The sequence below is a fragment of the Paenibacillus sp. J22P169 genome (assembly GCF_059691995.1).
This window is the reverse complement of record NZ_JCAUAO010000001.1, coordinates 988,964-1,003,409: the sequence shown is the minus strand read 5'-3', so window position 1 is coordinate 1,003,409 and position 14,446 is coordinate 988,964. Positions and strand designations below refer to the sequence as shown.

Below are 14,446 nucleotides of genomic sequence, written 5' to 3'. Positions count from 1 at the left end.
TTTTGATTTGCTACATAATGAAATGACGCAGGGTCTGTCATTTGGGACGGGCTCATATGCCGGTTAACTATATATTAGAGATGTAAGCCGAAGTGGCTGATTTCGGAGGAGGAAAACATTGAAAAAACGATTATTACTTGCTTTTAGTTTAGTTACTGCTTTTACATTCTCTGCATGTGGAAGTGACAAGAATGATATGACAAACAGTAATCGGCAAGATGAGCAGTCTGCAACTGATAGCGCTATGACTGACATTTCTCGGGAAACAGAGCCTTCTGGAACTGACATTGAACAAGTTAAACTCCCTGAGAACTACGTTAAGGGCGTGCTCTATACGACTGTGAATCGTGGAAATGCCAAAGAGCTGCTCTATGCGAGTAGGAATACAATTGAAGCAGTGAAAGCCGGCAAGCCGTTTCCCAGTGGAACCGTATTGACGCTCGAGATCTATAGAGATGGCGTACTTTCTGACATTTTTGTCTCGGAAAAACGTACTGGATGGGCTGATAAGAACTCTTCTGAGAAGAGCAACGGAGATTGGCGATACCAGGCGTTCCTTGCTGATAAGTCCGTTAACAACAAGCGAGACATGAAGAGTTGTATTTCTTGTCATGCAAGCCAGATACGTGATGACTACGTATACACATACAGTCAGATGAAAAGTTTCAAGCTTGAGGATTTTACGGGATCGCTGGATAAAAGCACGGAATCAAGGCATGCAGGTATTCCTTTGGAAGAGTGGGAGTTGAATATGTTAAAAGATTACATGGCTGCTCTTACATCCAAAAAAACATCGTAGTTAATAAGTTATGGAGGTAAGCATGTGAATTCAAAAATGTTTATTAAGCTGGTAGTTGACCTTCTTATGACAGCATCCATGTTAGCAGCGATGGCGTATCCTTTTACCGGAAATAGGGTCCATGAACTGGTGGGTGTTGGTTTATTTGTATTGTTTACGGTTCACAATTTCTTAAATCGAAGATGGTATAAAACAGTTTTTAGTGGAACGTACAGGGTTCAACAAATTCTTCGCATAGCGGTAAATATACTATTCCTTTTACTGATTGCTGTTGCACTGATTAGTGCGGCGCCAATTTCACGTGAGATCATTCCATTTAATCCGTTGAATAATGACATGTTCGTGAGGCAGATACATGTTCAGAGTGCGTATTGGGCATTTATACTCATGGCTATTCATATAGGAATCTCGTGGGGAAGGATTATTCATGCAGCGAGAAAAATGACGGGAGTTATCACAACAAGTCGTGTTCGTACAATTGCGTTGCGTTTTCTGGCAGTGTTAATTGTTGTTCACGGTGTGCAGATTTCCTTTGAAAGAGATATGGGTTCTAGGTTGCTCATTTATAATCCATTTGGCTATTGGGGCTTCGATGAAACAGCCTTGAGGTTTGTAATAGATTACCTGTCTATCATGGGGATTTATATTTGCGGGACTCATTATACTTTGACATTTATTCAGAAACGTGAGAAGGCTAAGGCATACATGTAGAGTAAAATATAAAAATGGAAGCGGGGATAGTACATGTCAGATTCTTCAAAAGAACGAACTGTCGCGCAGAAAAACTTCGGAGATTTTGCGCCAAAGATTGTTGAATTAACCGATGATGTTTTATTCGGAGATATATGGAAACGTAAGGAGCTTTCGCCGCGTGACCGTAGTTTAATTACTTTGTCTAGCTTAATTACTGGCGGGAATACGCAGCAATTGAAAAACCATTTAAACTTAGCGAAACAAAACGGTCTTACAGAAGTAGAACTAATCGAAGTCATGACTCATCTTGCTTTTTATGCTGGTTGGCCGAAGGCAATGTCAGCGATGACGGTTGCAAAAGAAGTATTTTCAAAAGAAAAATAACAATTACTAAGGGAAAAAGGTGATTATGTTGGAAATTCGATCTTTAGGACAATCGGGATTAAAAGTAACGAATCTGTGTTTGGGCACGATGACTTTTGGCAACCAAGCAGATAAAAAAACCTCCTTCGAAATTCTTGACAAGGCGTTCGACGCCGGAGTGAGTTTTATCGATACGGCAGATGTATATCCCATAGGAAGGGCTTCTTATGCCATCGCGGGTGCAACCGAGTCGATTATCGGGGAATGGCTAGAGAGTAAACGAGACAAAGTTGTGTTAGCAACAAAATGTTTTGGTGCGATGGGACCCGGAGCAAATGATCGTGGGTTGAGTAGGAAGCATATCATAACATCCGTCGAGGATAGCCTCCGTCGTCTAAAAACAGACTATCTTGACCTCTATCAAGCTCATCAATTTGACCCAAGCGTTCCTATGGATGAGACTTTACGCGCATTTGATGATCTCGTTGAGCAAGGGAAAGTTCGCTACATCGGTGTATCTAATTGGCGTGCATGGCAGGTGGCGAAAGCAAATGGAATTGCCGAAAGAAAAAATTACGCCCATATAGTGAGCATTCAACCTCGCTATAATCTCTTGTTTCGAATGATTGAGGAAGACTTGGTTCCATTGGCCCTAGATGAGGGGATTGGTATCATCAGTTACAACCCGCTTGCGGGAGGCATGTTGACGGGCCGCTACAGGAATAAGGCAAGTGTCGAAGAGGGGACTCGTTTCGGACTCGGAAACAATGCGGGCTCATTGTATCAGGAACGTTATTGGCAAGAAGCACAGTTCGCTGCAGTTGAGAAGTACCAGGCCTGGTGCCAAGAACGTCACTTTGATCCAACAACGACGGCAGTACGTTGGGTAACACAGCAACCAGGAATCACCTCCGCTATTATTGGTGCGAGTCGTCCGGAGCAGTTGGACGCTAGTCTGCGTGCTGCTGACATGGACAAATTAACGGAAGAGGAGCTAGCTTGGCTCGATGGTCTCTGGTTTGATTTGCCTCGCAGGCGGGAGTTTAATTAAATTGAAGGTCATTTAACATTAAAATCGGCTATATGGAACATTATGTAAAGATTCCTCGTCTAATAAGCATATGAATGACAGGGGGGTCCGAAATGAATGATATTTTTAAAAAAGGTAAAATTCTTGCGGCTGGAATACTGCTGGTACTGATCGTGACTGCGTGTGCCAATCCTTCTGGAAAGTCGATTTCATTGGAAAAACGAAAAGTCACGGCAGCCGAAGTTGATAATCGTATCGTCAAAGCAAGCAACGATTTCGGTATGCAGCTCCATCGGCAACTGGTTCAAACGGAGCAGGATAAGAAGAAAAATATTTTCATTTCGCCGACCAGCATTTCTTTGGCACTCGCCATGACTTACAACGGAAGTAAGGGGGAAACGCAAGTCTCAATGGCCAAGACTTTGGGCTGGCAAAGTATGACCCTAGAGGAAATGAATCGGGCCAACAAGTCCCTTATCTACCTTTTGCAGCACCCAGGAAGTGACGTTAAAGTGCAAATTGCCAACTCGCTTTGGACGCGAAAAGGATTACCTTTTCACGGTGATTTCACGAAAACTAATCAGTCCTTTTACGACGCCAAAGTAACTGAACTCGATTTTAACAGTCCCAAAGCTCCTGACACGATCAATGACTGGGTAAACAAGAATACCAATGGAAAAATACCCAAGATGATCGAATCCATTGATCCCCAAGAAGTATTGATCCTGATTAATGCGGTCTATTTCAATGGCGGGTGGAAAAAGGGATTTCAACTTTCTGCAACGAAAGAGGAAAGCTTCAAACTGCAAGACGGTTCCACCAAGCAAGTGGAGATGATGACGCAAGCAGGCTCCTACGAATATTTGAAAGAAGAGGGATTTCAAGCCATCCGTTTGCCGTACGGAGAGGGGCAGATGGATATGCTGGTCATACTTCCGGATGAATCTTCTACACTTGATGCTCTCCATGACAAGCTGTGGGCGAATTCTAACCTCTGGCACGAGTCGTTCCAGTCGAAACGGGGTGAAATCAAGCTTCCCCGTTTGAAGATCGAATACAGCGATAATTTGAAAGATCCGCTCAAGTCCATGGGCATGACACTGCCCTTTGACATAGTTCATGCAGATTTTTCCGGTATGGCACCGGTTCCACCCAACCTTTTCATCAGTGCTTTAACACACAAAACCTTCATCGAGGTCAATGAAAAAGGAACGGAGGCAGCCGCAGTCACTTCGGTACAAATGTCAGCGGCTTCCGCACCAATCGATGAACCGTTCCAGATGACGATAAATCGACCATTCTTCTTCGCGATTGAAGACCGCCAGACCGGCGCATGGCTTTTTGTAGGGTCTGTAGTCGCACCGTAACGCCCGTATTAAAAGAGGGAAATCAAAAAAAAGAACCTGGGCTGTTACGCCAGGTTCTTTTGTATATTGCATATAAACAGACACGATGATATAATCAGTTCACGACTGTTATTGATAATACGGACATAGTTAATACATCTTATACTTTAATTTTACTATGCCGGCCAACTCTTGTCAAGTTTTTTCGAAAATTAATTGGTTAGGAGCGATATGGAATGAGTTCTTTGGTTCTCAGTTTTCAGGAAATGGACAAAACGCAGCTTGGGCTAGTTGGCGGAAAAGGGTTAAATTTAGGGGAATTATCTAAAATTGAAGGCATACAAGTACCAGAAGGATTTTGTGTCACAACAGTGGGATATCACAATGCCATTGAACAAAACGAAACGTATCATGCGTTGCTGGATCAACTAACCATGTTAAAAGTAGAAGATCGAGATCAAATTGGTGAAATCAGCAGGCGGATTCGACAAATCATTATGGATATAACAATTCCTTCTGATGTTGTGAAATCAGTTACCCACTATCTCTCTCAGTTTGGAGAAGAACATGCTTATGCAGTGCGTTCTAGTGCGACAGCTGAAGATTTACCACATGCCTCTTTTGCTGGTCAACAAGACACCTATTTAAATATCATCGGCAAAGATAGAATCTTGCAGCATATCAGCAAATGTTGGGCTTCCCTATTTACGGATCGCGCGGTCATCTACCGTATGCAAAATGGGTTCGACCACAGCCAAGTTTATTTATCCGTTATCATTCAAAGGATGGTTTTCCCGCAGGCTTCGGGGATTTTATTTACGGCTGATCCAATGACTTCCAACCGAAAGTTGCTGTCCATCGATGCCAGTTATGGACTTGGAGAAGCAATGGTTTCTGGCTTGGTTTCTGCTGATAATTACACCGTTCACGAGGACAAAATCGTCAATAAGCGGATAGCAACCAAAGAATTAGCTATTTATGGACGCAAAGAAGGTGGAACTGAGACCAAGCAGCTTGATCCAGATCAACAAAAGTCTCAAACGCTGACGGAACAACAAATTTTACAACTGGCACGTATCGGAAGACATATTGAAGCGTATTTTAACAGCCCGCAAGATATTGAATGGTGTTTGGCTCAGGATACCTTTTATATTGTGCAGAGTCGTCCAATCACGACATTATTCCCGATCCCTGAAGCGAATGATCAAGAAAATCACGTCTATGTATCAGTTGGCCATCAGCAAATGATGACCGATCCTATGAAACCATTGGGATTATCTTTCTACCTGCTAATAACTCCTGCACCCATGCGTAGAGCTGGCGGAAGGTTGTTTGTTGATATTACACAGACGCTGGCTTCGCCTACCAAGAGGCATATGCTCATTAATGTTTTAGGGAAATCCGATCCGATGATCCAAAACGCACTCACAACCATCGTAGAGCGGGAAGATTTCATCAAATTGTCACCAGAAGATGGTAAAATAGTGCCTAGTCCCAATACAAGTAAGGAAGGTATATCGTCTTGGAAGTTTCAAGCACAAATTGAAAACGATCCGACAATCGTTGCTGATTTGATTAAAAAGAGTCAAACATCGATCGAAGAGTTAAAAGTAAACATCCAAACGAAATCAGGATCAGCGTTATTTGATTTTATTTTAGAAGATATCCAGGAATTAAAGAAGATTTTACTTGATCCCCAGAGTTCGGCTGTGTTTATGACGGCTATGAATGCTTCATTATGGATTAATGAACGAATGTTTGAGTGGTTAGGTGAAAAAAATGCAGCAGACACACTCTCGCAATCTGTGCCAAACAATATTACTTCGGAAATGGGTCTGGCGCTATTGGATGTCGCGGATGTCATTCGTCCTTACCCAGAAGTCATTGATTATTTACAACAGACAAAAGACGATCATTTCTTGAATGAACTCGTTAAATTGGATGGCGGACAGGAAACGCAAGACGCGATCTACGCGTATCTGAATAAATACGGAATGCGATGCGCGGGAGAAATCGATATATCTAGAACACGTTGGAGTGAAAAACCACTTACACTTGTCCCTATGATTCTTGGTCACATCAAACATATGGAGCCAAATGCCGGCAAACAAAAGTTTGAGCAAGGGCGCCAGGAAGCTTTGGATAAAGAGCAAGCGTTAATAGAGCGATTGAAGCAATTACCTGATGGTGAAGAAAAAGCCAATGAGACCAAACGAGTGATCAGCCTGATCCGAAATTACATCGGTTATCGGGAATATCCCAAATACGGCATGATTAGTCGCTACTTCGTATACAAGCAGGCCTTATTGAAAGAAGCCGAACAACTCGTGCAAGCGGGTGTTATTCATGAAAAAGAAGATGTATTCCTTCTGTTTTTTGAAGAGCTTCAGGAAGTCGTACGTACCAACAAACTTGATGATCAGTTGATCAACAAACGGAAAGAGGATTACATGTTCTTCGAGAAACTAACTCCCCCGCGTGTAATCACGTCGGATGGTGAAATCATTTCAGGCTCGTACAAACGAGAAGATCTGCCAGCCGAAGCAATTGTAGGTCTAGCTGTTTCTTCCGGAGTGATCGAAGGACGAGCACGTGTGATCCTAAATATGGATGAGGCTAAACTGGAAGAGGGAGATATTTTAGTCACCTCCTTTACGGACCCTGGCTGGACCCCATTGTTTGTATCCATTAAAGGACTAGTCACCGAAGTTGGTGGGCTGATGACCCATGGAGCAGTTATTGCACGTGAATATGGCCTACCAGCAGTTGTCGGTGTCGAAAATGCTACCAAACTGATCAAAGATGGACAACGAATTCGCGTAAATGGAACAGAAGGGTATATCGAAATATTGTAATGGCTGAATACGACAAGTAAGCCAACCTGTGATGGATAAAAGGGCGGTTTAGGTAATTGGCAGTTCATCTATTGTAGTAATGTGACTACAGTTGAATAAAACAAGGAGCAGATCTGCCGCGGCAGCTGCTCCTTGTTTTATTAAGCTAAAGAATTAGTGTGAAGAAATAAAATAGAGCTCCCACGTTTTTTTTACCTGAGAACTCCTACCAGTTAAATTTACTAGAAAATATTAATTCACCGTTCCCCGCAGGTAGGTCGTAAACGCCATATATAGCAATAATAGGAGGCGATTCAATATAGGTTTTTGATAAAGTTGAATAGACTTTAGCCGCAATTGTATCACCGGCTGCCAAGGCGTCCTCTTTCGTTTCCCAATAACTTATAGCACCAAACTCATTAGTTATCTCTTCTCCCAAAAATGTAATACCTTTAAATCCCTTTAACGATTGATGGATCATGTAAGTTTTCTCGGCCCATTGCTCTGCGAAAGATATGGGGGCATCAGGTCTTAATCTAAACATACTTAATCTAGCGTACATTAGAAATCCCCCCTTCGACAGTCAATAATAAAATATTATGTTGGAACCGTTAAAAAAGTGTATTTTAATTATTGAAAGCAGGTGCTTAATTTGACCAAACGATTCAAAGGACGTATAGCTATGATCACTTTCTCTTGACTCTAACATTAAGGTCAAGGTTTATAATGAGATTATCTTGACCCGAAATTTATTAGAAAGGGATATGATTCGTTATGGATATTACTCCACAAGAAGAAAACATGATTAAAGCTCTTCGTGAAGCAGCATTACCCCCTTTATTTGTGCTCATTCGTATTAGAAATGATATTTCAAATGACTCTGTACATGTCGACGAGAGCCGAAGAGATGACGTCGTAAAAACATTAGAAAAATACATCACCCCACTATGGCAAGACTATCATGAGGGGAAAGCATAAAAAGGAGGCTCTCCATTGGTACGATAGAGGAAATTCATGCTTTAATGCGAAATATTAATACATCAAATGGAGATTAGGTGTAAAGCGAGGGGGATAAATTAGGATGAATATTCACGGTGGGTCGGATCAAGCTGAGACGAATGGTAATAAGCGCCATATGGGATATGTAAAAAAAGCAACCCAAGCGTTAGAGCATGCTGCCGGGTTGATCGTAGATGATAACTTCAGGCTTGGCTATCATGTTATGCCTCCGTCAGGCTGGATGAATGACCCCAACGGGCTTATCTATTGGAACGAAGAGTACCATGTTTTTTATCAACATTACCCCTACGAGCCCAAATGGGGACCGATGCACTGGGGGCATGCCAAAAGTAAGGATTTGGTTAACTGGGAGCATCTTCCTGTAGCATTAGCACCATCCGAAGCTTACGATAGCGGTAAAACTAACGGTATTGGCTGTTGGTCGGGGAGTGCAGTTGATAATAACGGCGCTCTAACGTTAGTCTACACAGGGCATGTTGATGGACGAACACCAGTAGAGGTTCAGTGCGTTGCGACAAGCAAGGATGGGATTACTTTTAGAAAATCAGAGGCTAATCCTGTAATTGCCAGTGCACCTGAGGATGGCGGTTTTGGCTTCCGGGATCCGAAAGTTTGGCAGCATGAGGGTCAGTGGTACATGGTGCTCGGTTACGGCAAGGATGGCCTTGGCAAAGCATTAATGTACACATCACCTGATCTTCTATCATGGCGCTATCTCGGGGTTGCGGCTGAGAGCGATGGGACGATGGGGGATATGTGGGAGTGTCCCGACTTATTTCCACTTGGTGATCGAGATGAGTATGTACTTATCGTTTCGCCTATGAATATGGGTACAACCAAGACGATGTATCTCACGGGCAAACTAAGCTATGAAACAGGGAAATTCGATTATTATTATGCAGAGCGGCTGGACTATGGGTTCGATTTCTATGCACCGCAAACCATGGTGGACGGGAAAGGAAGGCGCATCCTGATCGGCTGGATGAACATATGGGGAGCTCAAATGCCAGAGCAAGAACATGGTTGGATGGGGGCTTTCACCCTTCCTCGCGAGTTGTCACTTGCGAATGATGGCACGCTGCGGATGCAACCTGTAACGGAATTGGTAAAGCTGCGTAAGGAACACATCCGGATGGATGGGCGAAGAATTGAAGCGGGAGAAATGAGCTTATTGGATGTTAAGGGCAGCCAACTTGAGCTTATTGCAGTATTTAACACGATGCAATCGAATGGAGAGTTCGGACTTCAACTGCGTTGCTCAGAGGATGGTACCGAGTATACCGAGGTGTCCTACACGGTAGCCGAGCGGACCCTTCGTGTTGATCGTACGCATTCGGGTGTAGGTGAGTCGACCGTGAGTGAAGTGCAATTAGATCCAATGGAGGATGGCTGTATCAGGCTGCATATTTTTGTGGATCGATCTTCTGTTGAATTGTTCGCGAATAACGGAATTAAAACGGTCACGAACCGCATCTATCCGAAGAGAGACAGCCTTGGCATTAAGCTTTTTGCCAGAGCAGGTGGAGCTTTTATGGAAGAATTAGATGTATGGGAATTATAGGATCGTATAAATAAGTGGCCCACTTTGAATTTAGATCAGAAATTGGAAATATCTTTCGAATAGTTATGTAAACGCTATCAAAAGAAAGAGTGATTGGATGAAATCTCGAATCATATTCCTTAGCCTATCGATATTAACGGTGTTAACGGCGTGCCAGTCACAGAACGTAACTAAGGTTCCCAGAAACCAACCAAGTGTACAAACACTCTCATGGGTCCACCATTTTGATGAGGAGGGTGCTCGGAAATGGTTAGAAATAGGGACGCAACTATTCAGTAAGCAGCATCCTTCATACACATTCGCACTTACAGGTGTCGATGGAGGCAACTATCTGAGTTTGCTGCGTACTTGGGCGATTTCGGGCAATATGCCGGATATGTATATGATTGATAATTTGGATACGGCTATGGATTTTATTCGTTCAGGCTATGCAATGGATTTAAGCAATCAGCCTAGTCTAGCTCACATCGATGAACGTTACCTAAGTGGCGTGAAGTCAGCCGATGGGCGTATATGGGCTCTGCCGATTGATGTGAATGGGGTTGGTGTTATTTACAACAAGGAGGCATTTGCCAAGGCTGATATTAAGGAGCCGCCAAAAACATGGAAACAATTTATGGAAGCCTGTGAAGCCCTGCAAAATGTGGGAATTATCCCTATTGCAGCAGGTTATAAGGATTCTTGGACGATTAGTTGGGATATCGCGGCAGATTTATTAGCGAATCAATATGCTTCCAATCCAACATGGATTGCGGATATTGAGGCAGGAAGAACCTCATTTAAGGACAATCAAATCCATTTCAAAGAGATTTTGCAGCGATATGGTGAGCGCCTGAAATACGTCAATAAAAGACCATTTGAAACGGACTGGAATCAGGCGCAAATGCTCCTTGCGGAAGGGAGAGCAGGAATGATCATAAACGGCACATGGACTGTTGATGGAGTGAAATCCAAAAATCCAGCGAGCAATTTGGGATTGTTCGCTTTTCCTTATTCGTCTGATCCACAAAAAGCTATATTTGGTTTGAAATCAACAGGCGGTATTGTTGTGAATCCCAAATCACCACATAAGGAAGCGGCCCTACAAACATTGGAGCTGTTTGCTACGCAACAAATGGGCCACATTTTCCAAACGAATAAGAAAGCGCTATCCGTTATCAAAGGCTTACCCAAAGATTTTGATCCGACCTATATCGAATTAGATACAACCTATATACAAACGGGTAAAACGTACGATTGGTCGAGCCTATATATTGATTTCGTGAACCAAGATCTACAAAAGGTGTTCATTAATGCAATTACGAAATTCATCATTGACCCCTCTCACAATGTGGACACCTGCATTCAAGAGCTGGATCAAGCGTTTAATCAAAATCGGAGACCATCCAAATGAGAGTTGGTAAGGAGCAGGGATGAATGAGAGCTCTTCAGCCGTTATTAAATCGCATCAAGGATTTTCGAATCCGTACGAAGCTTTTTCTTTCCAATATGATACTCATTCTGTTCATCTCGACAACCGTTGGCGGGGTTGCGATTTATGCTTCAACCAAGTTTATTGAAGCCAATACCAAGGATCTCTCTATGCAGGTAATACATCAAGTATCGGACAATATCGAGAATAAAGCGAAGGAAGCCTTCACCTCCTCTGTTTATCTGCTTAGTGATACGAATATTCGGCAAATTGTTGCTGAACAAGGGGAACAAGTTACCAGTGAGAGCTATCCAGCTTTCCGAAGTCGAATGGAATTTCTACTTGCCCAATATGGGAATGGGAATCCTTTTCTTAATGCCATCATGATCCAAACGAGCACAGGGCAATTGTATTGGTGGGAGAATAAAAAGGGATTGGACCATACACTGAATCATGATGCAGTTTCTAGCATGACGTCGAGTGCGGAAGCGTATCTGCATTCACAACAGCTTAGCATGGGTTGGACACCTTCTTTACGCGAGCGTAATGAAGTGTTTTTAATCAGAGATTTCGTTGATATGAACCAAATTGATCGCAGTTTAGGAACGATTATTTATAGTATGGATGCCAATTTTTTTCTTTCCCTAGGCAGCGGAAGTTCAATTATTAAGCAGAGTAATGTCGCAATACTCAACCCTTTAAACGAATTGCTGGTAGGTGGAGGAAGTCCAGAAACGGCCAAACTCATACGGAACAGTATAAATAATGTACTGAGTGAACAGGATGCAGCAATGGCTACAGTGGAATTCGCAGGCACGGATAGCCATTTATTCGTACAAGAACGAACATCGACCTTAGGATGGCGTGTTCTATGCTTTATTCCAATGTCTGTTTTGCTGTCGGGCACACAAATATTAGTTTTTGTAATTGTACTTGTTTCATTGCTTGCTGTACTCATCTCGACGGGCGTTGCCGCCATATTTTCCAACTCAGCTACGCGAAATATCAAAATTTTGGAGCAGACGATGCGACGCGTAGAAGACGGTAATTTCGATGTGCGAATTGTTCCCCTGGGTAAAGATGAAATCGGTAGTTTATCACTCCGGTTTAATTTCATGTTAGCTCGGATCAATGAGCTCATTAATATCGTATACAAGGAGCAAATCGCGAAGCAGCAAGCGGAATTCACTGTGTTACGAAGTCAAATTAATCCTCATTTTCTATATAACACGCTTGGAACGGTGAAATGGTATGCTCGCATGAACGAACAACCAGAAATTGAGCGAATGATCAGCTCAGTAATCGACTTATTGAAATCTTCGGTACGACGTGTTGGTGAATTTCATAGCTTAGAGCAAGAAATGAATCAGTTAAAGAACTATGTCTTTATTCAAAAAATTGGTTATGGGGAAGCTTTTCAAATGGATTACGAGGTGGATAAACAGTTGTTGGCATGTGAAGTCCCTTATTTTATCCTGCAGCCATTGGTCGAAAATGCCATTCTTCATGGGATTGAGATGTCGAAGGGAAGAGGGCATATCCGAGTAACCGCGAAGGTTGTTGAGCGAGATTTACTTCTTACCGTAGTAGACAATGGCAAAGGAATGGATACCGCACAAGTCGTGAATATTCTGCATGTCGTCTCTCAGAAAGAATCAGTCCCCGGTGTTACAGGTATCGGAATTCACAACGTTCATGAGCGAATTCAACTCTACTATGGGCAGCAATATGGACTTAGCTATGAGAGTGCTTTAGGATTGGGTACCAAAGCCATTGTGCGTATTCCTTATAAAATAAAACGTTAAGGGTGGGCTTAATATGCTGAACGCCATGATCGTTGAGGACAATGCGATCTATCGCTATGCGATTAAATCGATTATTCGTTGGGAAGATTACGGCTTTCATATCGTGAGCGAAGCTCTAAATGGTGTACATGCCCTAGACTTATTGCATCATCAACATGTCGATTTAATTCTGACAGACATATCGATGCCCGAAATGAATGGGATCGATTTGATTCAGAGGGTGAAACAACAGGATGATTCGATTAAAATTGTCGCGCTAAGCTCCTTTGATGATTTTCGTTTCGTGAAGGAGGCTCTAAAGCTTGGGGCTGAGGATTATTTACTTAAGCATGATCTGGAACCTGAATCCCTACAGCAATTACTCCGGCAAATGAAAACGAAAATTGAAACAGATCATCATTTGAAGAGACAAGCTGCTATCCGAAATGAGAATCTGCAGGAAATGTGGCATTTACTAGGACGTAAACTCATATTCGGGGAATTGAAGACGGTTGAAGAGATGGAGGAGCAAGCAAGGGCGATACGATTTCCGATCCGCTCTGGTCCCATAGCCATTATGCTAATCGAGGGCGAGATTACTTCTATTTCCACTCGTGCCCTGCATGCTGAACTAGGGGAAGCTCTTATACTCGTTCCGATTTCAGATCATCGCACTGTGCTTATGACGCATTTTCCAAATGGACATAGTGAACGAATGTGTAGGGAAGCCTTGTTGCTGCATGCTGCCGTGCTCATGGAGAGTAAGAGCGAATATAGTCCCCTGACTGTAGGCATCAGTTCGATCGGGCATGGTTTAAAGGATTGGACGATGTTGTACCGTCAAGCAGAAACTGCCCTCGAACAATCGATATATGAAGGTGTCGGTCAAGTTTATTCCTATTCTGGTACGAAACCTAGGGAAACAGAAGATGTAGAGGTCTCGATGAAAGCCTTGGCTTACGCCATTCAAAGCGGTCAATTCGAAGATGTAGGCAGGCAAACTGAGCTTTTCTTTGACTTGCTTTTGACAAGAAAACTATCGTTAGAGAAATTAAGAGTCATCATCCATGAAGCGACCATATTAACGAAAGCAGCTGCGATTGGAAGAGGTAAATTTTCTTCAAATGCGGAGGCAACCTATCGACATATTAATCGTGTACTTGAAGCATTCCCCACCTTACAGCAACTGAAGGTATTATTCCAGGAATGGAATAAAGAATTGAGTTATGAATCGATGGGGAATATGCCATTTCGGAAAGAAATACAAGCCGCCATTGCTTATATAGAAGAACACTATGCGGAGGATATCACCGTAGCAAAGTTGGCTGAAAGTCTTCACCTTAGTTGTAATTATGTTTCCAATTTGTTTAAAAGTGAGACAAGCTTAAGATTCGTAGAATATTTGAATCGCTATAGAATTCGTAAGGCCAAGTTATTGCTTCAGAATCCTACCTTGAAGGTATATGAAGTAGCAGAAAAAACGGGCTTTCAAGAAACCTCCTATTTCTGTAAAGTGTTTAAAGAGCTTGAAGGGAAGACAGTCAAAGAATTTAGATGTGAGTCTTAAAAGTTAAGTAAATAATATAAGAAATCAGTGAAATATTG

General features: G+C 42.6%; 12 protein-coding genes. 11 read left to right on the top strand and 1 reads right to left on the bottom strand.

Annotation, left to right across the window (positions count from 1 at the left end):
* The first annotated feature begins 118 nt into the window (after window positions 1-118).
* The 6 genes from AC58QG_RS04770 (at window position 119) to ppsA (ending at window position 7,086) form a co-directional block, all read left to right on the top strand.
* Window positions 119-799 (top strand): cytochrome P460 family protein, encoded by a 681-nt coding sequence (locus AC58QG_RS04770; RefSeq protein WP_497360951.1) that lies wholly within the window; start codon window positions 119-121, stop codon window positions 797-799.
* Window positions 800-823: 24 nt separating this feature from the next.
* The gene (locus AC58QG_RS04765; protein ID WP_497360950.1) at window positions 824-1,510 is read left to right on the top strand and encodes a DUF4405 domain-containing protein; all 687 of its coding nucleotides are present in this window, start codon (window positions 824-826) and stop codon (window positions 1,508-1,510) included.
* 33 nt (window positions 1,511-1,543) lie between these two features.
* Window positions 1,544-1,876 (top strand): carboxymuconolactone decarboxylase family protein, encoded by a 333-nt coding sequence (locus AC58QG_RS04760; RefSeq protein WP_497360949.1) that lies wholly within the window; start codon window positions 1,544-1,546, stop codon window positions 1,874-1,876.
* A gap of 25 nt (window positions 1,877-1,901) precedes the next feature.
* The gene (locus tag AC58QG_RS04755; RefSeq protein WP_497360948.1) at window positions 1,902-2,906 is read left to right on the top strand and encodes an aldo/keto reductase; all 1,005 of its coding nucleotides are present in this window, start codon (window positions 1,902-1,904) and stop codon (window positions 2,904-2,906) included.
* Between the two features lie 92 nt (window positions 2,907-2,998).
* Window positions 2,999-4,252, top strand: coding sequence for a serpin family protein (locus AC58QG_RS04750; RefSeq protein WP_497360947.1), 1,254 nt, complete (start codon window positions 2,999-3,001; stop codon window positions 4,250-4,252).
* A 215-nt stretch (window positions 4,253-4,467) separates the two neighbouring features.
* Entirely contained in the window at window positions 4,468-7,086 is a 2,619-nt protein-coding gene (ppsA, locus tag AC58QG_RS04745; protein WP_497360946.1) for a phosphoenolpyruvate synthase, read from the top strand.
* Window positions 7,087-7,291: 205 nt separating this feature from the next.
* On the opposite strand, the gene AC58QG_RS04740 is transcribed toward ppsA, so the two are convergent.
* The gene (locus tag AC58QG_RS04740) at window positions 7,292-7,627 is read right to left on the bottom strand and encodes a hypothetical protein (protein ID WP_497360945.1); all 336 of its coding nucleotides are present in this window, start codon (window positions 7,625-7,627) and stop codon (window positions 7,292-7,294) included.
* A 212-nt stretch (window positions 7,628-7,839) separates the two neighbouring features.
* Between AC58QG_RS04740 and AC58QG_RS04735 the strand changes: the two genes are divergently transcribed.
* From AC58QG_RS04735 to AC58QG_RS04715, 5 genes are all read left to right on the top strand, one after another.
* Complete coding sequence (locus tag AC58QG_RS04735) at window positions 7,840-8,043, top strand: hypothetical protein (RefSeq protein WP_497360944.1); 204 nt, start codon at window positions 7,840-7,842, stop codon at window positions 8,041-8,043.
* 103 nt (window positions 8,044-8,146) lie between these two features.
* Window positions 8,147-9,646, top strand: coding sequence for a glycoside hydrolase family 32 protein (locus AC58QG_RS04730; protein ID WP_497360943.1), 1,500 nt, complete (start codon window positions 8,147-8,149; stop codon window positions 9,644-9,646).
* A 97-nt stretch (window positions 9,647-9,743) separates the two neighbouring features.
* Window positions 9,744-11,039, top strand: coding sequence for an ABC transporter substrate-binding protein (locus AC58QG_RS04725; RefSeq protein WP_497360942.1), 1,296 nt, complete (start codon window positions 9,744-9,746; stop codon window positions 11,037-11,039).
* A gap of 23 nt (window positions 11,040-11,062) precedes the next feature.
* Window positions 11,063-12,862, top strand: coding sequence for a sensor histidine kinase (locus AC58QG_RS04720; RefSeq protein WP_497360941.1), 1,800 nt, complete (start codon window positions 11,063-11,065; stop codon window positions 12,860-12,862).
* A gap of 13 nt (window positions 12,863-12,875) precedes the next feature.
* Window positions 12,876-14,408, top strand: a complete 1,533-nt coding sequence (locus AC58QG_RS04715) for a response regulator (protein WP_497360940.1) — start codon at window positions 12,876-12,878, stop codon at window positions 14,406-14,408.
* Window positions 14,409-14,446: the final 38 nt, after the last annotated feature.

Bases quoted from the DNA above. Each gene is read 5' to 3' on its own strand.
- AC58QG_RS04740 (WP_497360945.1), bottom strand. From the start codon at position 7,627: ATGTACGCTAGATTAAGTATGTTTAGATTAAGACCTGATGCCCCCATA.
- ppsA (WP_497360946.1), top strand. From the start codon at position 4,468: ATGAGTTCTTTGGTTCTCAGTTTTCAGGAAATGGACAAAACGCAGCTT.
- AC58QG_RS04735 (WP_497360944.1), top strand. From the start codon at position 7,840: ATGGATATTACTCCACAAGAAGAAAACATGATTAAAGCTCTTCGTGAA.
- AC58QG_RS04730 (WP_497360943.1), top strand. From the start codon at position 8,147: ATGAATATTCACGGTGGGTCGGATCAAGCTGAGACGAATGGTAATAAG.
- AC58QG_RS04720 (WP_497360941.1), top strand. From the start codon at position 11,063: ATGAGAGCTCTTCAGCCGTTATTAAATCGCATCAAGGATTTTCGAATC.
- AC58QG_RS04755 (WP_497360948.1), top strand. From the start codon at position 1,902: ATGTTGGAAATTCGATCTTTAGGACAATCGGGATTAAAAGTAACGAAT.
- AC58QG_RS04750 (WP_497360947.1), top strand. From the start codon at position 2,999: ATGAATGATATTTTTAAAAAAGGTAAAATTCTTGCGGCTGGAATACTG.
- AC58QG_RS04715 (WP_497360940.1), top strand. From the start codon at position 12,876: ATGCTGAACGCCATGATCGTTGAGGACAATGCGATCTATCGCTATGCG.
- AC58QG_RS04760 (WP_497360949.1), top strand. From the start codon at position 1,544: ATGTCAGATTCTTCAAAAGAACGAACTGTCGCGCAGAAAAACTTCGGA.
- AC58QG_RS04725 (WP_497360942.1), top strand. From the start codon at position 9,744: ATGAAATCTCGAATCATATTCCTTAGCCTATCGATATTAACGGTGTTA.